19 protein-coding genes and 2 pseudogenes are annotated in these 20,789 nt (G+C 62.6%); 14 read left to right on the forward strand and 7 right to left on the reverse strand.

Annotated features, from left to right (window positions below):
• The first annotated feature begins 42 nt into the window (after positions 1–42).
• Both atpD and AC0L25_RS21105 read left to right on the forward strand, forming a co-directional pair.
• Positions 43–1,626, forward strand: coding sequence for a F0F1 ATP synthase subunit beta (atpD, locus tag AC0L25_RS21100; RefSeq protein WP_352953240.1), 1,584 nt, complete (start codon positions 43–45; stop codon positions 1,624–1,626).
• A 102-nt stretch (positions 1,627–1,728) separates the two neighbouring features.
• Positions 1,729–2,136, forward strand: a complete 408-nt coding sequence (locus AC0L25_RS21105; RefSeq protein WP_473597294.1) for a F0F1 ATP synthase subunit epsilon — start codon at positions 1,729–1,731, stop codon at positions 2,134–2,136.
• 175 nt (positions 2,137–2,311) lie between these two features.
• Here AC0L25_RS21105 and AC0L25_RS21110 read toward each other — a convergent pair whose 3' ends face one another.
• Complete coding sequence (locus AC0L25_RS21110; RefSeq protein ID WP_473597295.1) at positions 2,312–3,790, reverse strand: mannitol dehydrogenase family protein; 1,479 nt, start codon at positions 3,788–3,790, stop codon at positions 2,312–2,314.
• A gap of 175 nt (positions 3,791–3,965) precedes the next feature.
• Here AC0L25_RS21110 and uxaC point away from each other — a divergent pair, with 175 nt between their 5' ends.
• The 9 genes from uxaC (at position 3,966) to recQ (ending at position 13,341) form a co-directional block, all read left to right on the forward strand.
• Positions 3,966–5,375 carry a glucuronate isomerase gene (gene uxaC, locus AC0L25_RS21115; protein WP_473597296.1) on the forward strand — a complete coding sequence of 470 codons (1,410 nt, stop codon included), beginning with the start codon at positions 3,966–3,968 and terminating at the stop codon, positions 5,373–5,375.
• Positions 5,376–5,412: 37 nt separating this feature from the next.
• Positions 5,413–6,390, forward strand: a complete 978-nt coding sequence (locus tag AC0L25_RS21120; RefSeq protein ID WP_473597297.1) for a TRAP transporter substrate-binding protein — start codon at positions 5,413–5,415, stop codon at positions 6,388–6,390.
• A 103-nt stretch (positions 6,391–6,493) separates the two neighbouring features.
• The gene (locus AC0L25_RS21125; protein ID WP_029349033.1) at positions 6,494–7,021 is read left to right on the forward strand and encodes a TRAP transporter small permease; all 528 of its coding nucleotides are present in this window, start codon (positions 6,494–6,496) and stop codon (positions 7,019–7,021) included.
• 4 nt (positions 7,022–7,025) lie between these two features.
• On the forward strand, positions 7,026–8,306 hold the full coding sequence (locus AC0L25_RS21130; protein ID WP_095495456.1) for a TRAP transporter large permease: 1,281 nt from the start codon (positions 7,026–7,028) through the stop codon (positions 8,304–8,306).
• Between the two features lie 9 nt (positions 8,307–8,315).
• Positions 8,316–9,092, forward strand: coding sequence for a FadR/GntR family transcriptional regulator (locus AC0L25_RS21135; protein ID WP_473597298.1), 777 nt, complete (start codon positions 8,316–8,318; stop codon positions 9,090–9,092).
• A gap of 27 nt (positions 9,093–9,119) precedes the next feature.
• On the forward strand, positions 9,120–9,977 hold the full coding sequence (gene kduI / locus AC0L25_RS21140) for a 5-dehydro-4-deoxy-D-glucuronate isomerase (protein ID WP_473597299.1): 858 nt from the start codon (positions 9,120–9,122) through the stop codon (positions 9,975–9,977).
• The gene (kduD, locus tag AC0L25_RS21145; protein ID WP_473597300.1) at positions 9,974–10,741 is read left to right on the forward strand and encodes a 2-dehydro-3-deoxy-D-gluconate 5-dehydrogenase KduD; all 768 of its coding nucleotides are present in this window, start codon (positions 9,974–9,976) and stop codon (positions 10,739–10,741) included. Before kduI ends, kduD begins: the two co-directional genes overlap by 4 nt.
• Before the next feature lie 13 nt (positions 10,742–10,754).
• The gene (locus AC0L25_RS21150; RefSeq protein WP_473597301.1) at positions 10,755–11,093 is read left to right on the forward strand and encodes a cupin domain-containing protein; all 339 of its coding nucleotides are present in this window, start codon (positions 10,755–10,757) and stop codon (positions 11,091–11,093) included.
• Positions 11,094–11,502: 409 nt separating this feature from the next.
• On the forward strand, positions 11,503–13,341 hold the full coding sequence (recQ, locus tag AC0L25_RS21155) for a DNA helicase RecQ (protein WP_473597302.1): 1,839 nt from the start codon (positions 11,503–11,505) through the stop codon (positions 13,339–13,341).
• A gap of 37 nt (positions 13,342–13,378) precedes the next feature.
• Here the strand turns inward: recQ and AC0L25_RS21160 are convergent, their stop codons facing one another.
• A complete protein-coding gene (locus tag AC0L25_RS21160) occupies positions 13,379–14,338 on the reverse strand; it encodes a DUF1186 domain-containing protein (RefSeq protein ID WP_473597303.1) in 960 nt (319 codons plus the stop codon).
• Positions 14,339–14,582: 244 nt separating this feature from the next.
• Here AC0L25_RS21160 and AC0L25_RS21165 point away from each other — a divergent pair.
• A pseudogene (locus AC0L25_RS21165) lies at positions 14,583–14,786 on the forward strand (type II toxin-antitoxin system PemK/MazF family toxin); the annotation flags it as partial.
• 112 nt (positions 14,787–14,898) lie between these two features.
• Here AC0L25_RS21165 and AC0L25_RS21170 read toward each other — a convergent pair.
• Positions 14,899–15,117: a hypothetical protein gene (locus tag AC0L25_RS21170; protein WP_473597304.1), complete on the reverse strand. Its 219-nt coding sequence runs from the start codon at positions 15,115–15,117 to the stop codon at positions 14,899–14,901.
• A gap of 241 nt (positions 15,118–15,358) precedes the next feature.
• Entirely contained in the window at positions 15,359–16,252 is an 894-nt protein-coding gene (locus AC0L25_RS21175; RefSeq protein WP_473597308.1) for an alpha/beta fold hydrolase, read from the reverse strand.
• A 192-nt stretch (positions 16,253–16,444) separates the two neighbouring features.
• Between AC0L25_RS21175 and AC0L25_RS21180 the strand changes: the two genes are divergently transcribed.
• The gene (locus AC0L25_RS21180) at positions 16,445–17,443 is read left to right on the forward strand and encodes a Tim44 domain-containing protein (RefSeq protein ID WP_473597309.1); all 999 of its coding nucleotides are present in this window, start codon (positions 16,445–16,447) and stop codon (positions 17,441–17,443) included.
• 114 nt (positions 17,444–17,557) lie between these two features.
• Here the strand turns inward: AC0L25_RS21180 and AC0L25_RS21185 are convergent, their stop codons facing one another.
• From AC0L25_RS21185 to AC0L25_RS21195, 3 genes are all read right to left on the reverse strand, one after another.
• Entirely contained in the window at positions 17,558–18,451 is an 894-nt protein-coding gene (locus AC0L25_RS21185; RefSeq protein ID WP_473597305.1) for a LysR family transcriptional regulator, read from the reverse strand.
• Positions 18,452–18,580: 129 nt separating this feature from the next.
• A complete protein-coding gene (locus AC0L25_RS21190) occupies positions 18,581–18,991 on the reverse strand; it encodes a cyclophilin-like fold protein (protein ID WP_473597306.1) in 411 nt (136 codons plus the stop codon).
• A 66-nt stretch (positions 18,992–19,057) separates the two neighbouring features.
• Positions 19,058–20,293 (reverse strand): alpha/beta hydrolase, encoded by a 1,236-nt coding sequence (locus AC0L25_RS21195; protein WP_473597307.1) that lies wholly within the window; start codon positions 20,291–20,293, stop codon positions 19,058–19,060.
• A gap of 85 nt (positions 20,294–20,378) precedes the next feature.
• Here AC0L25_RS21195 and AC0L25_RS21200 point away from each other — a divergent pair.
• Positions 20,379–20,654, forward strand: a pseudogene (locus tag AC0L25_RS21200) (hypothetical protein); the annotation flags it as partial.
• Positions 20,655–20,789 lie beyond the last annotated feature (135 nt).

Consider the following 20,789-nt stretch of genomic DNA (forward strand, 5'->3'; position numbering starts at 1 on the left):
GCGGATCGCGTGAGAAACAAAGAGACGAAAAGGGTAAAGACGATGGCGAAAGCAGCGACCCCCCAGAAGGCGGCCCCGAAGACCGCCGCGAAGGCGGCAGCACCAGCAAAGGCCCCGGCAGCGGCAGCGAAGGCCGCTCCGGCCAAGAAAGCGGCGGCACCCGTCAAGGCTGCCGCGGCGAAGGCGCCGACCGTTGCCATCAACAAGACCGGCTTGGCCGGCAAGGTTCGCCAGGTCATCGGCGCCGTCGTCGACGTGCAGTTCGGTGAACATCTGCCGGCCATCCTGAACGCTCTCGAAACGTCCAATGTCGGCAATCGTCTCGTGCTCGAGGTGGCCCAGCATCTTGGCGAGAACACCGTGCGCTGCATCGCCATGGACTCGACCGAAGGTCTGGTTCGCGGCCAGGACGTCTATGACACCGGCGCGCCCATCACCGTGCCGGTCGGCCCCGGCATGCTCGGCCGCATCATCAATGTCATCGGCGAGCCGGTCGACGAGGCAGGCCCGGTCGACGGCATCGAGATGCGCTCCATCCACCAGCCGGCGCCGACCTATGTCGAGCAGTCGACGGAAGCGCAGATCCTGGTCACCGGCATCAAGGTTCTCGACCTGCTTGCGCCTTATGCCCGCGGCGGCAAGATCGGCCTGTTCGGTGGCGCCGGCGTCGGCAAGACGGTGCTGATCCAGGAACTGATCAACAACGTCGCCAAGGCGCATGGCGGCTTTTCGGTGTTCGCCGGGGTCGGTGAGCGCACCCGCGAAGGCAACGATCTCTACCATGAGTTTATCGAGTCCGGCGTCAACAAGAAGGGCGGCGGCGAAGGCTCCAAGGCGGCGCTGGTCTATGGCCAGATGAACGAGCCGCCGGGCGCGCGCGCCCGCGTCGGCCTGACCGGCCTGACGGTCGCCGAATATTTCCGCGACCAGGGCCAGGACGTGCTGTTCTTCGTCGACAACATCTTCCGCTTCACGCAGGCGGGCTCCGAAGTGTCGGCGCTGCTCGGACGTATTCCTTCGGCTGTGGGTTACCAGCCGACGCTGGCCACCGACATGGGTGCGCTGCAGGAGCGCATCACGACGACGACCAAGGGCTCGATCACCTCGGTGCAGGCGATCTACGTGCCGGCCGACGATCTGACCGACCCGGCGCCGGCGACTTCGTTCGCCCACCTCGACGCGACGACCGTGCTTAACCGCGCGATTTCGGAAAAGGGCATCTATCCGGCCGTCGACCCGCTCGATTCGACCTCGCGCATGCTCGACCCGATGGTCGTCGGCGAAGAGCACTACCAGGTTGCCCGCCAGGTGCAGTCGATCCTTCAGCGCTACAAGTCGCTGCAGGACATCATCGCCATTCTGGGCATGGACGAGTTGTCGGAGGAAGACAAGCAGACGGTGGCCCGCGCCCGCAAGATCGAGCGCTTCCTGTCGCAGCCCTTCTTTGTCGCCGAAGTGTTCACCGGCGCGCCGGGCAAATTGGTCGACCTCGCCGATACCATCAAGGGCTTCAAGGGCCTCTGCAATGGCGACTACGATCACCTGCCGGAAGCCGCCTTCTACATGGTCGGCGGCATCGAAGAAGCCGTCGAGAAGGCACAGCGCCTGGCGGCTGAAGCGGCATAAGAAAGGGAGTAGTGAGTAGTGAGTAGGAAGTAGAAGGTTGAGCCGGACCGTTCCGTGTCCGTCACTACTGACTACTCACTATTCCCTGCTCGCTAGAATGAAATGGCTGAAGCTTTCAAATTCGAACTGGTCTCGCCGGAACGTCTGCTGGTTTCCGAGCAGGTCGAATCCGTCGTCATTCCGGGCGCCGAAGGCGAGATGACCGTCATGGCCCATCACGCGCCGGTCATGACCACGATCAAGCCGGGCGTCGTCACGGTGAAGACCGCGGCAGGCCAGGCAGAACGCTACGTCGTGTTCGGCGGCTTCGCCGACATCGTTCCGGCCGGCTGCACGCTGCTAGCAGAATCGGCAGTAGCCGTCGGCGACATCGACCGCGCCGACCTTGCCCGCCGTATCCAGGAAGCCAGGGAAGACGTCGCCGACGCCAAGGACGACCAGACGCGCAGCAAGGCCGAGCAGTTCCTTAGCCAACTCACCACACTCGAAGGCGCCATCCTGCCTGCATAGAGGGCAGGGTATTCCTACCCATTCCAGGCGGAGAGCAGCTCCTGGGATTCATGCCATTGGTCGCGCAGAATGAGCGTTCTGCAGCGATCCTTCGCGCCCCCCTCTGTCCTGCCAACGTCAAAGTTTCTGCATCGCCTTAGCCCTGATCCGGCTTAGTGTCAGGTCCGCCCAACAGTCATTCGCTCGCAATACCCAGCGCCGCGAACGCAGCAGCCACGCCACCCTGCCGTAGGCGTTCGAGATGGGCGGCCGCGAGGTCGATCAGCGTCAGGCGCTCAGCACCGCCCTTGGCGAAGCCGGCCAGGTCGAACACCGCCGCCACCGCTCCGTCAGCCGACAGGCGCCGAGTGTCGAGTGCGGCCAGCGACGTGTCGAGCGGGTCGGTGAAATGGGTTTCCGGCAAGGCTTCGCCGCGCGCCTCGCAAGCCGCGATCCAGGCGGCTACCACCAGCATCAGATAGGCGGGCGGGGCGCCGGCGCTCATCCGCTCCATGGCGGAGGCGACGATGCGCTGCGGCAATTTCTGGCTGCCGTCATTGGCGATCTGTGCCGTCCGATGGGCGAGCGCGGTGTTCGAATAGCGCCTGGCGAGCTGGGCCGTGTAGTCGGCCGTGTCGAGCCCGGCGTCCTTCGGCAGCGTCGTGATGGCTTCGGCCCACAATCCGTCGACGAATTGCCGGAGCGCCGGATCGGCGAAGGCGCGGTCGACCGTCTCAAAGCCACTGAGCAGGCCAAGATAGGCGATCGCCGAATGCGAGCCGTTGAGCAGGCGCAGCTTCATGTCCTCGAACGGCCCGACATCACCGACCATGATGACCCCGAACCTTTCCCAGTCCGGCCTGCCCGCCGGGAAATCGTCTTCGACCACCCATTGGCAGAATGGCTCGGTCATGACAGGCCAGGCGTCCTCGACGCCGAGCTGGCCTGATATCCGTGCCCGGTCGGCATCGGTGGTCGCCGGCACGATGCGGTCGACCATGCTCGACGGAAATGCCACCTCGTCGGCGATATGGCGGGCGAGATCGGTGCCGCGCAAAGCGGCGAATTCGACCAGCAGCCGGTGCAGCGTGGCGCCATTGGCCGGGAGATTGTCGCAGCACAGCACGGTGAATGGCTGGATACCGGCGGCACGGCGGCGCGCAAGCGATTCGGCCAGAAAACCATGCGCCGTTCGCGGCATCTGCGGGTTGGCCAAATCGTGGACGATGTCGGGATGGGCTGCGTCCAGTCCGCCACCCGCCGCCCTGAGATAGGCCTTTTCGGTGATCGTCAGCGTGACGATGGAGATGCGCGGATCAGTCAGCGCGGCCAGCACCGCACCCGGATCTTCCGGGGCCACCAGCATCGACAGGATCGAGCCGACGACGCGCAGGCTTTCGCTCTCGCTGCTCCTGACCGCCAGCGTGTAAAGCCCGTCCTGAGGCGCCAGCGCGTCGCGTGTATCGGCGCTGCGCAGCGAGACGCCGACAATGCCCCAATCCGTCTCTCCCGCCGCCAGGCAGTCATTGACATAGGCTGCCTGATGGGCGCGGTGGAATGCGCCGACGCCGAGATGGACGATGCCGGGCACGACACTGTTGCGGTCGTATCCAGGGACCGCGACCGAGGCCGGCAGTGCCTGCCGCGTGCTGTTGGAAAGACGTCTGTCTGTCATCGTGCGATGGATCTGATCGAGCTCATGCCGGGCGTGGCCGGAATGCGGCGTAACATCGGTTTCTTTCCCGCACAATGGGCTGACTCGCGTAAAAGTCATCATACAACAATCTATTTTTTGTATGTTGACATTATTTGTTCCCGATCCTACCGATGGCCGGGTTGGGAGGAACGCCGTGGCCGCATTGACCAATCCGGATTTGCTGTTTCCGTCCGAGGCGCGTCCACTTTCGCTGGCCCGCGATCTTTACGCAGCTGTCAAGGGTCTGCCAATCGTCAGCCCCCACGGTCACACCGATCCGCGCTGGTATGCCCTCAACGAGGCGTTCCCCGATCCGGCGCAATTGCTTGTTGTGCCGGACCATTACATCTTCCGCATTCTGTTCAGCCAGGGCGTCCGCCTCGAGGACCTCGGCGTGCCAACGCTCGATGGCTCACCGGTGGAGACCGACGGCAGGACGATCTGGCGGCGCTTCGCCGAGCACTATTATCTGTTCCGCGGCACACCGACGCGGCTGTGGTTCGACCATGTGCTTGCCCATCTGTTCGGCATCGAAGAGCCGCTGACGGCCGCAACTGCCGACCGCCATTACGACACGATCTCGACCTTGCTGCAGTGGGAGAATTTTCGCCCGCGAGCGCTGTTCGAGCGCTTCAACATTGAGGTCATCGCGACGACCGAAGGCGCGCTCGACGATCTCAGATGGCACCAGATGATCCGCGACAGCGGCTGGGAGGGCCGCGTCGTCACCGCCTATCGGCCGGACGCCGTCGTCGATCCCGATTTCGAAGGCTTTTCGGCCAATCTCGATCGGCTCGGCGACATCACCGGCTGCGACACCGGCACCTGGGCCGGCTATCTCGATGCGCATCGCCAGAGAAGGGTCTTCTTCAAGAATTTCGGCGCGACCGCGTCGGATCACGGCCATCCGACGGCGGAGACCGCCAATCTGTCGGATGCCGCCGCGCAGGAGCTGTTCAACCGCATCCGCCGGCGCTCGGACGACGAGCGCGAGCGAAAGCTGTTTCGCGCCCAGATGCTGACCGAAATGGCCAAGATGAGCCGCGACGATGGGCTGGTCCTGCAAATCCATCCCGGCTCCTGGCGCAACCATTCGCCTGCTGTCTTCCAGAGGTTCGGTAGGGACAAGGGCTTCGATATCCCGACCAGAACCGACTATGTGACGGCGCTGAAGCCGCTGCTCGACTGCGTCGGGCTGGAGCGCGACCTTACCATCATCCTCTTCACGCTCGACGAGAGCAGCTACGCGCGCGAACTGGCGCCGCTCGCCGGCGTTTATCCGGCGCTGAAACTCGGGCCGGCCTGGTGGTTCCACGACAGCCCGGAGGGCATGCGCCGGTTCCGCGAGATGACCACCGAGACGGCCGGATTCTACAACACCGTCGGCTTCAACGACGACACCCGCGCCTTTCCATCCATCCCGGCTCGCCACGATGTGGCGCGTCGGGTCGATTGTGCCTTTCTTGCGCGTCTCGTCGCCGAGCACCGGCTCCGCGAGGACGAGGCGCACGAGCTGGCGCAGGATCTGGCCTATACGCTCGCGAAAAAGGCGTACCGGCTTTAACGGCGCTTGCCGCCATCGTTTCAACGGGAGGAAACCAATGCTGCATTTTTCTAGACTGGCGGGAGCTACGCTACTTGCCGCCGCACTGATGGCCGGAACGGCAAGCGCCCAGACGGTTCTGCGCTCGTCCGACACGCACCCGGACGGCTATCCGACGGTCGAAGCGGTCAAATATTTTGGCGAGCTTGTGAAGGAGCGCACGGCCGGCCGCTATTCGGTCGATGTCTATCATTCCGCGCAGCTCGGCGAGGAAAAGGACACGATCGAGCAGGTGCGTTCCGGCGTGATCGACCTCAACCGCGTCTCGATGGCGCCGTTCAACGGACTCATCCCCGAAACCACCGTGCCCTCGCTGCCCTACATCTTCCGCTCGGAAGACCATATGCACAAGGTCATGGACGGGCCAGTCGGCGACCAGATCGCGGCGGCGTTCGAACAGGTCGGGCTGGTGCTGCTCGCCTTTTACGACGGCGGCGCCCGCTCCTTCTACAATTCGAAGAAGCCGATCAACTCTGTAGCCGATATGGCCGGCATGAAATTCCGCGTCATCCAGTCCGACATCTTCGTCGACATGGTGGCGGCACTCGGCGCCAACGCAACGCCTATGCCGTATGGCGAGGTGTATTCTGCGATCGAGACCGGGGTCATCGACGGCGCGGAGAACAATTTTCCGAGCTACGACACCGCCAAGCACGCGGAAGTCGCCAAGTTCTATTCGCTCGACGAGCACACGATGGTGCCGGAAGCCTTCGTCATGGCGAAGTCGAGCTGGGACAAGCTGACGCCGGAAGACCAGGCGATATTCAAGGCCGCTGCCAAGGAAAGCGTCGCCAAGCAGCGTGAGCTGTGGGCAGCCAAGGTCAAGGAATCGCGTGCCAAGGTCGAGGCGGCCGGTTCGCAGATCACGACGCCGGACAAACAGCCCTTCATCGACGCTATGGGCCCGGTCTACGAAAAGCACGTCAAGGACGACAAGCTGAAGGCGATGGTCGAGGCCATTAGGGCCGTGAAGTGATCAAGCGGCGGCGCGGGCATTCCGCGCCGCCATCCTCTTGCGGAGAGAACCGGTGACCTCCAGCTCAGAACAGAGACCGCCCCTGTCCGGCATCGCGCGGGTGATGTCGCGCGTCAGCACGGCGGCGCTGTGGATCGCCGGCGTCGGGCTGGTGCTGATGACCGCCTTCGTCGCCTGGCAGGTGTTCGGCCGTTATGTTCTGAACCGCTCGCCGAGCTGGACCGAGCAGGGCTCGGTGATGCTGATGAGCTGGTTCATTTTCCTCGGCGCCGCCGTCGGGGTGCGCGAGAACTATCACCTCGGCTTCGACGTCCTGCTCTACGTGCTGCCGAAAGGCGGCAAGCGTTGGCTGAGGATGATCTCGGACCTCGTCGCGCTCGCCTTCGGCATCGGCATGATCTGGTATGGCAGCCAGCTGGTCGCATTGACCTGGGGCGCCACCTTGCCGTCGCTCGGCATATCAGGGGGGTGGGACTACGTCCCGCTTGTCGCGGGAGGCGCGCTCATCGTGCTCTTCACGCTGGAGCGCATCGTGCTTCGCCTTTCCGGTGCGCCGATCGACGATGCGCTCGATGAACTGCCGCCGGCGGAAGTCGCAGCCGAACTCGACACAGCGAACGTGAAGGTCTGACGCCATGGAACTCTGGATACTCTTTGGTGTCTTCACCGTTCTGATGCTTATCGGCACGCCGATCGCCTTCTGCCTCGGCGTCGCAAGCTTTGCCACCGTCCTCTACATGGGCCTGCCGCCGCTCATCGTGTTCCAGCGCCTGAATTCCGGCATGAGCGTCTTTTCGCTGCTGGCCATTCCGTTTTTCATCTACGCCGGCGACTTGATGGTGCGCGGCGGCATCGCCAGCAAGATCGTTGCCTTCGCCGGCTCGCTTGTCGGCCACATGCGCGGCGGCCTCGGGCAGGTCAACATCGCCACCGCCACACTGTTCGGCGGCATTTCAGGCTCCGCGGTGGCGGAGGCAGCGGCTGTCGGCGGCTTGATGATCCCGCAGATGAAGGCGCGTGGCTATGGAGCGGATTACGCCGTCAACGTCACCTCGATGGCGGCGCTGATCGCGCTGCTCCTGCCGCCGTCGCACAACATGATCATCTACTCGATTTCGGCAGGCGGAAAGATATCCATCGCCGACCTGTTCACGGCCGGCATCATCCCGGGCCTGCTATTGGCTCTGGCATTGATGATCACCGCCTACTTCGTGGCGCGCTCCCGCGGTTATCCGACCGAGCCGTTTCCGGGCTTCGCCGCGGTCGCGCATCTCTTCGCTGTCGCGGTGCCCGGCCTGCTGCTGATCGCGATCATCTTCGGCGGCGTGCGATCGGGGGTTTTCACGGCCACCGAGAGTTCCTGCATCGCCGTCATCTATGCGTTGCTCGTGACTGTCCTGGTTTACCGGCAGATGACCTGGGAAGGTTTCGTTCATGCCACCCATGGTGCCGTGCGAACCACGGCCATGGTGCTGCTCATCATCGGCATGGCGGCGGCGTTCTCGTGGTTGATGGCTTTCCTGAAAGTGCCGGCAGCGCTGATAGCCTCGATGAACGCGATCTCGGAAGATCCGCTGGTCGTGCTTCTCCTGCTCAACCTCTTGATGCTGTTCCTCGGCACGTTCATGGACATGGGGCCGACGATCATCATCTGCACGCCGATCTTCCTGCCCGTGGCACAGGCCTACGGCGTCGATCCGGTGCATTTCGGCGTCATCATGATCCTCAACTTCGGCATCGGGCTGAACACGCCGCCAGTGGGCGCAGTGCAGTTCGTGGCGTGCGCAGTGGGCAAGATATCCGTCTGGGAAGCGATGCGCTCGATCTGGCCGTTCTATGGGGCCGGCCTCCTGGTGCTTGGGCTCGTCACGTATATCCCGGCCATCTCGCTGTGGTTGCCGAGCGTCTTCAAATAGGGGTTGGCAATGGCATCGGATATGGCGATCAGCCTGAAGGTCGAACGCAAGCCCAAGCTGTCGGAGACCGTGGTCGCGGCGATCCGCAAGCAGTTGCAGGCGGGCGGGATCCAGCCGGGCCAAAAGCTGCCGACCGAGGGCCAGCTGACCGAAACCTTCGGGGTCAGCCGCACCGTCATCCGCGAAGCGCTGGCCAAGCTTGCCGCCGACGGCCTGGTCGAGCCGCGCCAGGGCGCCGGGGTCTTCGTCACCGAGCATATCTCGACGATGTTCGGCACGCTGGCCGCGGATATGGGCAGCAAGGATTCGATCGCCCTGAATGTGCTCGAGGTGCGCCTGGCGATCGAGATCGAGTCCGCCGGGCTCGCCGCTATCCGTCGCAACGCCGCGCAGGAAGCCGCGATCCAGGAGGCGTTCTTCGAGTTCGAGCGGCTGCTCTTGAACAGCGAGCCGACGGGTCCGGCCGACCTTGCCTTCCACCGGGCGATCGCCAGCGCCACCAACAATCCGTTCTATGTCGAGATGCTGGACGTGCTCGGCCGGCGCGCCATTCCTTGCGACGTGACGTCGCCATGGTCCACCGAGCTGGCCCAGTCCGACGTCTACCAGCGTGGGCTGCAAGGCGAGCATCTGGTGATCCTGAACGCCATTACATCAGGCGATGCCGAAGCCGCTCGAGAAGCCATGCGCGCCCATCTCACCGCCAGCCAGCAGCGCTATCGCGAGCGCCTGCACGCACGTCAGATTTTTTATGCCGATTCGGTCAAGGCCGCGGCAACCGAATGATCAATGAGGCAGCCCAATGGGACAGCAATGAATCACACCGATAGTCACACGGATTTCACTTCGCGCTTCGCCATCGACCCTGTTACCGCCGCGGCGATGGGGACGGACGAGCTTCGTCATAATTTCCTGATCGAAGGCCTGTTCCAGTTCGGCCGCATCGGCCTGACCTACACTCACTACGACCGCATGATCGTCGGCGGCGCCATGCCTGCCGGGACACCGCTTCCGCTGCAGGCGATCAAGCCGACCGGGACAAAGAACTTTCTCGATCGCCGCGAAATGATCGCCGTCAATATCGGTGGCGCCGGCATCGTGAAGGCCAGCGGCCAGTCTTACGAGTTGCAGCCGCGTGACATGCTGTATCTCGGCATGGGCGCCAACGAGGTGTCGTTCGCCTCAGTCAATCCGGCCGAGCCGGCCAAGTTATATCTGCTCAGCGCGCCGGCGCATCAGAGCCATCCAAGCCAGCTGATCCGCATCGGCGATGCCAAGCGGCTCGATCTGGGCAGCCAGGCGACCTGCAACGAGCGCTCGATCTTCCAGTTCATCCATGCCGAAGGCGTCAAAACCTGCCAGCTGGTCGTCGGCATGACCCAGCTTGCGTCAGGCTCGGTCTGGAACACCATGCCGTGCCACGTGCATGACCGGCGCATGGAGGCCTACCTCTATTTCGACCTGCCGGAGACGGCGCGTGTGTTCCATTTCATGGGCGAGCCGGATGAGACACGCCATCTCGTCATGCGCAATGAAGAAGCGGTGCTGTCGCCGGGATGGTCGATTCATTCGGGCGCCGGCACCTCCAACTACGCCTTCATCTGGGCGATGGCCGGCGACAATGTCGACTACACCGATGTCGATCCCGTAGCGATGGAAGAGCTGCGGTGAGCGACCTCTCGGCTTTCAGCCTGACCGGCAAACGCATCCTCGTCACCGGCGCCAACACCGGGATCGGCCAAGGCATCGCCCTGTCGATCGCGCGCGCCGGTGGTGCGGTGGTCGGCGTCGGCCGTTCTGCAATGGATGAGACTGCGGAAAAGATCACTGCTGCGGGCGGACGCTTCGAGGCGGTGCGCTGCGATCTTGCCGACCACGCAGCCGCCCAGGCGATGCTCGATCGCGTCTGGGACGAAACCGGGCCGCTCGACGGGCTGGTCAACAATGCCGGCATCATCCGGCGCGCCGACGCCGTCGACTTTGCGCAAGCCGATTGGGACGACGTCATGGACGTCAACTTGAAGACGGTCTTTTTTCTCAGCCAGAGCTTTGCCCGGCGCGTGCTTGCCGATGCCGGACGGCGCGGCAAGGTCGTTAACATCGCCTCGGTGCTGAGCTTCCAAGGCGGCATCCGCGTCGCCTCCTACACCGCCTCCAAACACGGCGTGCTCGGCATCACCCGGTTGCTCGCCTGCGAATGGGCGTCGAAAGGCATCAACGTCAACAGCATAGCGCCCGGCTATATCGAAACCAACAACACCGAGGCGCTGCGTGCCGATCCGGACCGCAGCGCCGCCATTCTGGCGCGCATTCCAGCCGGGCGCTGGGGCGGGCCGGAAGACATCGGTGACGCGGCCGTCTTCCTGCTGGCGCCGGCGTCCAACTATATGCATGGCGCAGTGGTGCCGGTGGACGGCGGCTGGCTGGCGCGATGAGGAGGATTTGGCGATGACCGGAACGAAGATCTTCTCGCACGCCGGCGGGGGCGCGTGGACGCCGACCCCGGATGGCAATCGCAGGCGTGTGCTGCTGCACACGGACGAACTGATGATGGTCGAATTCGGTTTCGACAAGGGCGGTATCGGCGCGCTGCATTCGCACCCGCATGTCCAGGCGAGCTACGTCGCCGAAGGCCGCTTCGAGGTCACCATCGACGGCAGGACCGAGATCCTGGAAACGGGAAGCAGCTTCATCGTCCCTTCCAATCTGGTCCATGGCGTGAAGGCGCTCGAGGCCGGCCGCCTCGTCGACAGTTTTACGCCGCACCGCGCCGATTTCCTTACCTGACGTTACGAGAACGAACGCAGGTCACTGCGTAGCGGCAGCAATCGTCGCAAACGAAAGCCCGCGCCTCCGGAGAGACGCGGGCGTGTTGCCTGGGCGCTTGTGGCGCCGCGGTACTCAAAACATCACCGCAGAACCTGAACCTGCCGAATCATAGTGAAGATAGGATTAACCGGCGCCCAGGCCGACGCGTTATTCACAGCCAAAGCGAATAGGGGCTGGAATCGGGATGCCATATCCGCCAATGAAGGAGATATTCTTTCAGACTACGCCGACGGAGACGGGATTTGAGGGATGATCGAATATTCGAATCCGAGGTCAAGGCAGTCACCTGGCGATTCGCCAGGGAGATGTCGTCGCAGTCCCTGAGCCCGCTCTCTTTTTGGGCGGCGCCGACCATAGTAATTCCCTGATGCAGGTATCGGCGGCGAGCGTCCCGACGGAGGATCCAAAGCGGCGCGTCCTGAAGGACGTGTTCGGCTTCGACGATTTTCGCCCCGGCCAGGACGCGGTGACGGAGGCGCTGCTGACCGGGCGTCATGTGCTGGCCGTCATGCCGACCGGCGCTGGCAAATCGCTCTGCTATCAGGTCCCGGCGCTGGTCCTGGGCGGGCTCACCATTGTCGTTTCGCCGCTGGTGGCGTTGATGCAGGACCAGGTCGCCGCATTGCGCCTTGCCGGCGTGGCCGCCGATACGATCAACTCCTCACTCGACCGCGAGGCCAATGTCGCCGCATGGCGCCGCGTTGCGGCCGGCCAAACCCGCCTGCTTTACCTGGCGCCGGAGCGGCTCATGACCGCGCGGATGCTCGAAGCGCTGGCGAGGCTCGACATCCGGCTGATCGCTGTCGACGAGGCGCATTGCATCTCCCAATGGGGCCCGGCGTTCAGGCGCGAATACGAAGAGCTGTCGCGGCTGCGCGACATTTTCCCCGAAGTGCCGATCATTGCGCTGACGGCGACAGCGGACGAGGCGACGCGCACCGATATCGCCGCACAGCTGTTCGCCGGGAAAGTCGAAACCCTGGTGCTGGGTTTCGACCGGCCGAACATCAAGCTTGGCATCGAGGCCAAGCAGGACAGCAAGCGCCAATTGCTGAGCTTTGTTCAGCGCCACGCCGGCCGCAGCGGGATCGTCTATTGCCTGTCGCGCAAGAAGACGGAGGAGACGGCGGCATTCCTCGAGAAGAACGGCGTGCGCTCGCTCGCCTATCATGCCGGCATGAGCAAGGACGCGCGTGAAGCGAATCAAAACGCATTCATGACCTTGTCTGGTGTCGTCATGGTGGCGACCATCGCCTTCGGCATGGGGATCGACAAGCCTGATGTCGCCTATGTCTTCCACACCGACCTGCCGGGCAGCCTCGAAGCCTATTATCAGGAAATCGGGCGCGCCGGCCGCGACGGGCGGGCTGCCGAGGCACACATGCTCTTCGGTCTCGGCGATATCCGCATGCGGCGGCTTTTCATCGACGACGAGGACGCGCCGGCGGAGCATAAAAGGCGCGCGCATGGCCGGCTCGATACGCTGATCGGTTATTGCGAAACCGCCCAGTGCCGCCGCCAGATCCTGCTTGGCTACTTCGGCGAAACAGCAATGCCTTGCGGCAATTGCGACAACTGCCTTGACCAGACGCCGCATGCGGACGGCGAGGCGGAGGCGCGGATCATCCTCGCGGCCATCGCGCAGACCGGCGAGCGCTTCGGTGCGGCCCATATCGTCGATGTCCTGCTCGGCCATGAAACCGAGAAGGTCCTGGCCAGGAGCCACCACAGGCTTGCGAGCTTCGGGACCGGTGTGGCGCACAAGAAGGATGTCTGGCTGTCGCTGATCCGCCAGCTCGTAGCGGGAGGGTTTCTGACATTGGACTCAGGCGGCCATGGCGGCCTCGCCATCGCCGAAAAGGGCCGAGAACTGGCCCGTGGCGAGGTCCCGTTCCGGTATCGCGTAGAGATGCGGCACCGCGCATCGCGCGGCAAGACACGTCCCGATGCTGCCGCGGGCACGGAAGACCTGGATACCGCGCTCTTGGCCTCGCTCAAGGCGGTACGGCTGCGGCTTGCCCGGGAGCGCCAGGTGCCGGCCTTCGTGATCTTCTCCGATCGTACGCTGATCGATATGGCCGAACGCTGCCCGCGCGACCTGGACGCCTTCGCCGCAGTCAACGGCGTCGGCGCCGCCAAGCTCAGGGAATTCGGCGAGATATTCCTCGGCGCAATCGCTGCGCATCACTCCGGAGGTTCGGCCTGAGACAGCCAAAGATCAAAGCCGCCGGTGCTGCAGCAGGTCAGTTTGCGAGACAGCATTTCTTCGCTTTCTTGCCGCTTCCACAGGGGCATGGATCATTTCGTCCGACATGGCGCATAGGATTTGTGACCGGCGCAGTCAGGCTCTTCAGCTCGTCGAGCCAGGTTTGTTCCGGCAAGGTCGATTGCCAATCTTCCTCGCCAAAATACTCAAGGTGGCTGGTCCATTCCAACGCTTCAAGCACATCGTCGATATAGCCGAGACCGGCGCGCTTGAATCGGTCGATATCGTTCGGGTTTTGCTCGGCTGCCAGGAGATCGTCTTCGAAATCACTGAGTTCAAGCATGCCCATTGGGATGCGGCCGTCGTGCCATGCGCTGTGAACAAGCGATGCAAGATTGCGCAAGCCAAGCCGGGCGATTGCCTCCAGCCAGCCGATCCAGGCAAAATCGTCGTCATCGGCCAGCCTCTCGGTGTGGAATCGCTCGAGAAAATCTCGCATTCGGTCAAGCTCGATGCGGCCTTCCCAGGTCAGGAAGGTCGCTGCGCCGAAAACTGTATCGCGGACGAATTGATCGACGGAGCGGTCGCTGATCAAGCTGAACAAAGCGTCGGCGTCGCCATCGAACACGCCGGCGACGATACGCGCCATGCTCTCGGTCACGGCATCGCCGAGCAGACCATCGAGCTCGTGTTCCGGGCGGCGCAGCAGGCGCAGCAAGGGTCGGAACGCTTCACTGTCGCGAGCACCGCCCAGGATGTAAATGCCTCGCAAGAGCAGCATCTCATCATCCTGCGACAGATGCTCTCCTTCGGCCGCTCTTGTGAGGACCGCCCGCAGCGCGGGAGCGGATTCTTCGATCCTTGCGATGCAGTGAATGATTGCGACGTCCGGTAGTTGCTGTTCGCTAGCCACGGCATGCAGTTGGTCTTCTATCGGACCCAGATCGAAGCCGGGCCTGTCACGGCCAAGGATCGATTCCAGCTCTTCCTTCTTCATGGCATCCTCGCTGTCGTTGGTGCTTGGCAAAATCTACGACAGACCGGCTGCCTTTCAACAGGTCATCCGCCGCATGAACGGCCAATACCTGTGCAGAAGGTGTCAGACTCGCGGGATCGCTTCGACAAAGCTCCGTCCCGGAAACTGACTTGTGAGACGAGGATCGGCTATGAAGCTGCTATGAGCGAATACCAATATTACGAGTTTCAGGCGGTCGACCGTTCGCTCAGCGAAGCGGATCGCCCCATTGTTCCGTCTGGCCATTGAACCGAATGAGCGCAACGGGCTGCTCGCCGTCTGCCGACTGATGGTGGACAAGATCAGCACGGTCCCGAAGTCCAGGATCGGCGCAAATATCGGGCGGTTGGACGACGCGGACATCCTGCGCCTCAATCAGTCCGTTATCGTTTTCCTCGGCTTGGCCGTGTCGCCGAGACTGAAGCCGTGATGGTGAGGATGACAGAATTCTGGAGCCGTCGAGCCTCGGCTCCAATGCCATGTCCTGCGAATTGATCATTTTTCGGTCTTCGGCTTGCAGGCGCTCACGCCGGCGCCGCAAATCAGCACTTGCTTCGTCTCACCGCCGCGATCGCAGCCTCCTGCTGTCGCAAGCGCTCGATTTTTGCGCTCTGGCGGGCAGTCACGGTAGTGGCGACACGCCGGGCTCCCCATAGCCAGTTCGGAATGTTCGTTTTCGCGACTTTGCCCCGAGTGATCGCTGTCGCCGACATCTCCTTGGCGACTTCGCCCATTGCCACGTTGAGTTCGACGCAGCTCATCCTATCGTACTTCGCGGCATCAAAGGATGTGTGGAAGGGCGATGCGCAACCTCCGAGAAGGACGAGGCTGCATATCAGAGGCGTCGCTGGCGAGATGACTTTCATTTCTTATCAAGCGGATTTGACGCCGGACGGGCGAATACCAGAGATCCTCGATCCCGGGCCGCCAAGCGTTCCCGAGCTTTCTGCATAGTTGAAGCATGTGAAGCTCTACAACACTCCGCCCTGGGCGTCATGCCCCCTATTTGTCCTCGAAGAATTTCGAGAGAGCCGCTGCGGTCTGGTCAGGGTGCTCTTCTGGAAAGAAGTGCCCGCCTGGGACAGGGTTTCCTTCAACCCTGTCGGCCCATTTTCTCCAAATAGCCAGCGGGCCGCCTTCCCTGGCATACCAACTCTCGAGGCCACCTTCGCTACTCCATAGCGCCAGCAGCGGACACTCAATGCGACGGCCGCTTGCCTGGTCCGCCGCGTCATGTTCACGATCGATCGTGGCAGCGGCCCGATACTCTTCGCAAATCGCATGAATATGAACGGGATCGCGAAGCGCCTCGACATAGGCGTCTCTTACCTCCGCGGAGAACATTTCTGCCGGCGATCCCCACTGCACAATCGCATTGTCGACGATGGCATCGGGCGCCGTGCCTATCAGCCGCTCCGGCAGCGGCTCCGGTTGCGCGAGAAGGCTCCAGGGCCAGAAGGCGAGAGCCAGCCTGGCGTCCGCCCTATCCCACGCGGCGGCGGTGGGGATGACGTCGAGGACGGCGACTTTGGAGATTTCATCGGGGTGATCGAGCGCCAGACGATAGGCGACCCGCCCGCCACGATCGTGTCCAGCAACCATGAACCGCTCAAACCCCAGCTGCCTCATGACTTGAACCATGTCGCCGGCCATGGCGCGCTTGGCGTATGGGCTATGATCGGCAGAGGAGATCGGGCAGCCGCTTTGCCCATAGCCTCGAAGATCGGCGGCGATCACCGTAAAGCGGGGTGCCAACGCTGTGGCGATATCCCTCCACATCAGATGCGTTTCGGGAAAACCATGAAGCAGCAGCAGCGGCGGACCGGTTCCGCCGACCCTTGCGAAAATGGTCGTGTCGTCCAGTTGCAAGCTGGTGGCTCTGAAACCTGCAAACACCGTTCGTCTCCTCGGTGTCTCCTGGGGCGACAACGCACAAGGCGGCAGAAGGATCACGGTCAGCTGCCGTGTCTGGGGTCGAGGCGGCCCTGGAATTCTCCTCAATGGCCGAATATGGAAGGTGGGGCCACTGATATTTCGATCGGCGCACCCCATATGAGCGCGAAGAGTATCGCCTAGGGATTTGCCATGATGATTTCGCGTTCGAGCCGGTTTGCAGTTTTGTTTGCAGGACTGTTCCTGGCATTGTCCATGGTCACGGCCGATTACGCTGAGGCGCGGCGTGGCGGCAGCTTCGGCAGCCGCGGCACGCGCACTTTCCAGTCGGTCCCGCCGACCAGGACTGCGCCACAACCGGCCGCGCCGGTCGAGCGCTCGATGACGCCCAATACCGCAACGAACCCCAATGCCGTAACGAACAATGCGGCCCGCCAGGCGCCGGCAGCCCAACGACCAGGGATCTTCAGCGGCCTCGGCGGCTCGATGATGCGTGGCCTGCTGCTCGGCGGTCTGATCGGACTGCTTTTGGGCCAAGGGTTCGGCGGCTTGGCCGGCATCTTGGGCCTGCTGCTTCAAGGGCTGCTGATCGGCGGCGCGATCATGCTGGCGATCCGCTTTTTCCGGTCGCAATCGGCACGCAACCAGGCGCCCGCCATGGCCGGCGTTCCGCGGAGCACGGGGAACTTTGGGCGAAACGCGGCAGCCCAGCCCGAGGCGGACAATGTCTCCTCTTTCCCCATCCCAGGCATCGGGTCTGGATTTGGCCGGACGGCTCAAGCCTCCGATGAAATAACAATGACGCAGGCCGACCTCGACATATTCCAGCAGCGGCTGACGGAGGTTCAGGAAGCGTTCGGGCGCGAAGATTATGCTGGCTTGCGCCGGCTGGCGACCCCCGAGATGGTGTCATACCTGTCCGAAGAACTTGCCGACAATGCCAAGAAGGGCATCAGGAATGATGTGTCGAACGTCGCCCTGCTGGAGGCCGACATTGCGGAGAGCTGGCGGGAAGACGATCGCGACTACGCGACGGCTGCCTTGCGCTACGAGTCTCACGACGTGATGCGCGATCGCGCCAGCGGCAAGATCGTCGCGGGCGAAGCCGATCGGCCGACGGAAACAACCGAACTGTGGACCTTCACGCGCCAGAACGGCGACGACTGGAAGCTCGCGGCAATACAGCAGCCCTAACTGAGACATGGGCAGCCTCGGCCGTTCACGCTCTCTTGCGAGCCGTGATGCAAAGACGGTTGGCGTCGCCCTTCGTTGTGTGGCTTCAGTGGCAAGAAGCCGCGGCATCGATATTTACTCACGATGGCGCAGCGCATCGACCAGGGCAACGAAAGCAGGTGAGGACTGCCGGCGGCTTGGATAATAGAGATGGTAGCCATCCCAATATGGCGACCAACCTTCCAGGACCCGCGCCAGCCGACCTTTGGCGATGTGAGGAAGGGCAATTTCTTCTGGAACATAGCCAAGGCCGCGCCCGGCGAGCGCAGCGTCGAGGACATGAAAGATGTTGTTGAAGACGAGCTGTCCATCGACGCGAATCTTGATCTCGCGGCCGTTCTCCTCGAACTCCCACACATAAAGAGCCCCGGACGTTGGAAAACGGTAATTGATACAATTGTGCTGCACGAGATCCTGCGGCTCCTCCGGCTCGGGATGCTCGGCAAAGTAGGACTTTTCACCGACGACCGCGAACCGGAAATCCGGTCCGATGCGAGCGGAAATCATGTCTTTCGCAAGCTGCTCGCCCATGCGGATCCCGGCGTCATAGCGCTCCGTCACGATGTCGGTGAGGCCATTGTCGAGCAGGAGTTCGACCTTGATGTCGGGATATTTCGGGAGAAAGCGTTTCAGCTTGGGCCAAAGGATGCTGCTGATTGCATAGTCGGGCGCTGAGAGCCGGATGGTTCCGGCGGGCTTTTCTCTCAATTCGTTCAGTGCATCGACCTCGACTTCGATCTGGTCAAAGTGAGGCCCAATCCGTTCCAAAAGCCGCTCTCCCGCTTCCGTGGGGGCTACCGCGCGCGTCGTGCGTGTGAGCAAGCGAACGCCAAGACGAGCTTCGAGTTGACGAATAGTGTGGCTTAGCGCCGATTGCGATATGCCGAACCGGGCTGCGGCTCGCGTGAAGCTACGCTCTCGAGCAACAGCCAGAAACGCGAGCAGATCGTTGACATTCTGCCGCGACACTCATGAATCCTTCCGATAGCCGGAACTCGATTATACCGGATAAATCGAAGGGGAACACAGAGACTTCATTTAGCGGCAGCTATTCAATCCGCAGCGCGCGCTCCGGCGGACGAGCGGATGGCGCAGGTTTCAGTCGGCGCGTTCAACGCGGACGGTGACGGGACCGGGACGATCAAAGATCGAGACATCGCCAGTGACCTGTCCGAGCACAATGATGCCAGGCGCCGGGAGGCGACCGCTCCGATAGTAGATCACGAAATGATCGGAACTCCACAGCCCAAGCGTGCCGATAGAGAAGTCGCGCTGCCGCGCCAGTTCGGGCAATGCGGAAGGCAGGTTGCCGGTCTTTTCCTGGCGCAGATGATCGGACATCTCGATCGTGAGCGGCAGCATCTGCGCCAGAGATTTTGCTGCTTCGTTATCGGCGAGATCTGCTGTGACCTCCCCCCAATCCGAAGAAAGGCGAATGCGCTCTTGAGCCATGGCAGGTCCAACCATTCCGAGTGCGATAACAGTGGAGCTCAGTAATAGTTTCAGCATGCCGTCGTATCTCCCGATCTATGCTGATGGAGCCTGCTCCCTCCGCCGCAGGCTCCATCTCGCCGCTCACGCGGAGAGGTGCTGATTGAAGAAGCTGGTCAGCTTGTCGAACGGGATCAGGTCCATGCGATCATAGAGATCGACGTGCCCGGCGCCGGAAACCCACACAAGCTCCTTCGGCTCGGCCGCTCGCTTTAAGGCATCCTCGCTGAACTCGCGCGAGTGAGCCTGATCGCCCGCGATGAACAGCATCGGGCGCGGCGAGATCGTCTCGATGTCGTTGAACGGGTAAAAGTTCATGAACTTGACATTGCTGGTCAGCGTCGGGTGCGTGGTGATCTGCGGGTTTGCGCTGGCGGGCGTGAATTCGCCCCGCGGCGTGCGGTAGAAGTCATAGAACTCCCGCTGGATGGGATGGGTGTCGGCGGTCAACTGATGCACCGTGCCGCCGGTATATTCGACCGCGCCGCCTTCAAACTCGGCCCAGCGCTGCTCGGCAGCTGCGGCAATGATCTGCTTGCGCTGCTCGACGCTCAGCGAATGATTGAGCGCGTCGCGGTTGGCGGCCCCCATATCGTACATGCTGACGGTCGCGATGGCGCGCATCCGCGGGTCAATCTTGGCCGCGCTGATGACGAAACTGCCGCTGCCGCAGACGCCGATCGCACCGATGCGGTTTCTGTCGACGAATGGCCGTGTGCCCAGGAAATCGACCGCGGCGCTGAACGCTTCGGCGTAGACGTCAGGCGAAACGATCTGGCGGGCCTCGCCCTCGCTGTCGCCCCAGAACGGCAGGTCGATGGACATCGCGACGAAGCCCTGTTCGGCCATCTTGGTGGCATAAAGGTTTGCGCTCTGCTCCTTCACCGCACCCATCGGATGCCCGACGACGAGCGCCGGATGGCGCGCATTGCGGTCGAGCTTGTTGGGAATGAACAGATTGCCCGCGACGTTCATCTCGTATTGGCTTTTGAAGGCAATCTTTTCGAGCGTCACCTGATCGCTGGTGTAGAAGTTGTTGGCGCCGTTTGACATATCTTGAGCCTTTGCGAAGGGGATGTTGAAGAGCGACGCCGCACCGAGCGCGGCGACGCCGGCGCCGGTCAGCTTCAGGAGGTCACGCCGGCCAAAGTCGACACTGGACTGCGGGTCCGCCGTGCTCTCGATTCCGATCTGCTTGTTCATGCCTGTCTCCTTTGATCGTCTTGACCTGTCGCTGGCCTGCCGGGCCATGCTCATTCCTCGGCTTGCGCGGCAGTGTTGCGAATGTCGAAATAGAATAGTGACGACGGCGGCGATCAATTAGGCGGCAAAATCCGCATGTCGTCATGAGGAAGATTCATCAATCGCGGATAGCGCAGGTTCGTCCCGAAGGTGAACAGGTTCGTCCGCCTCCGGCCGCATCTGCATGCACAGGAAGAAGATCGTCACCGTGCCCGCCGATCAAAGGTTCGGCGTCAACGAGTTCGACGATGGCATTTGGCACTTGAGCCTCATGCCCTATGATCTTGGATACTTCGACCTGGAACAGAGGACATTGGCAAAGCCTCATCCCGCATTTTTGGCGCAGCCGGGATGCTCGCACCGATGGTGTATAATGCCGGGGCGCGTGACGGGCTCCATTGCATCCGGAAGGCGGATCAGTTCGTCACTCATGCTATGATCCTTCCCTCTGAGCAGGAGGTGGACTAGAGCACGTCCTGTTTAATCCGGTTCATATTCTGCGGCTTTGAAGTAATTGGCACATTCGGCTGGGGTGAAGAGGTCGACGACCGCGCCGACCGCGTCCCACAGAGCC

This window comes from Mesorhizobium sp. WSM4813 (genome assembly GCF_055811555.1).

What these genes read in the sequence shown, in the direction of transcription:
- AC0L25_RS21110 (WP_473597295.1), bottom strand. Translation starts at nt 3,790, where the DNA reads ATGACAGACAGACGTCTTTCCAACAGCACGCGGCAGGCACTGCCGGCC.
- AC0L25_RS21105 (WP_473597294.1), top strand. Translation starts at nt 1,729, where the DNA reads ATGGCTGAAGCTTTCAAATTCGAACTGGTCTCGCCGGAACGTCTGCTG.
- AC0L25_RS21125 (WP_029349033.1), top strand. Translation starts at nt 6,494, where the DNA reads ATGTCGCGCGTCAGCACGGCGGCGCTGTGGATCGCCGGCGTCGGGCTG.
- AC0L25_RS21150 (WP_473597301.1), top strand. Translation starts at nt 10,755, where the DNA reads ATGACCGGAACGAAGATCTTCTCGCACGCCGGCGGGGGCGCGTGGACG.
- AC0L25_RS21120 (WP_473597297.1), top strand. Translation starts at nt 5,413, where the DNA reads ATGCTGCATTTTTCTAGACTGGCGGGAGCTACGCTACTTGCCGCCGCA.
- atpD (WP_352953240.1), top strand. Translation starts at nt 43, where the DNA reads ATGGCGAAAGCAGCGACCCCCCAGAAGGCGGCCCCGAAGACCGCCGCG.
- AC0L25_RS21130 (WP_095495456.1), top strand. Translation starts at nt 7,026, where the DNA reads ATGGAACTCTGGATACTCTTTGGTGTCTTCACCGTTCTGATGCTTATC.
- AC0L25_RS21170 (WP_473597304.1), bottom strand. Translation starts at nt 15,117, where the DNA reads ATGAGCTGCGTCGAACTCAACGTGGCAATGGGCGAAGTCGCCAAGGAG.
- AC0L25_RS21135 (WP_473597298.1), top strand. Translation starts at nt 8,316, where the DNA reads ATGGCATCGGATATGGCGATCAGCCTGAAGGTCGAACGCAAGCCCAAG.
- kduI (WP_473597299.1), top strand. Translation starts at nt 9,120, where the DNA reads ATGAATCACACCGATAGTCACACGGATTTCACTTCGCGCTTCGCCATC.
- AC0L25_RS21180 (WP_473597309.1), top strand. Translation starts at nt 16,445, where the DNA reads ATGATTTCGCGTTCGAGCCGGTTTGCAGTTTTGTTTGCAGGACTGTTC.
- AC0L25_RS21190 (WP_473597306.1), bottom strand. Translation starts at nt 18,991, where the DNA reads ATGCTGAAACTATTACTGAGCTCCACTGTTATCGCACTCGGAATGGTT.
- AC0L25_RS21160 (WP_473597303.1), bottom strand. Translation starts at nt 14,338, where the DNA reads ATGAAGAAGGAAGAGCTGGAATCGATCCTTGGCCGTGACAGGCCCGGC.
- recQ (WP_473597302.1), top strand. Translation starts at nt 11,503, where the DNA reads ATGCAGGTATCGGCGGCGAGCGTCCCGACGGAGGATCCAAAGCGGCGC.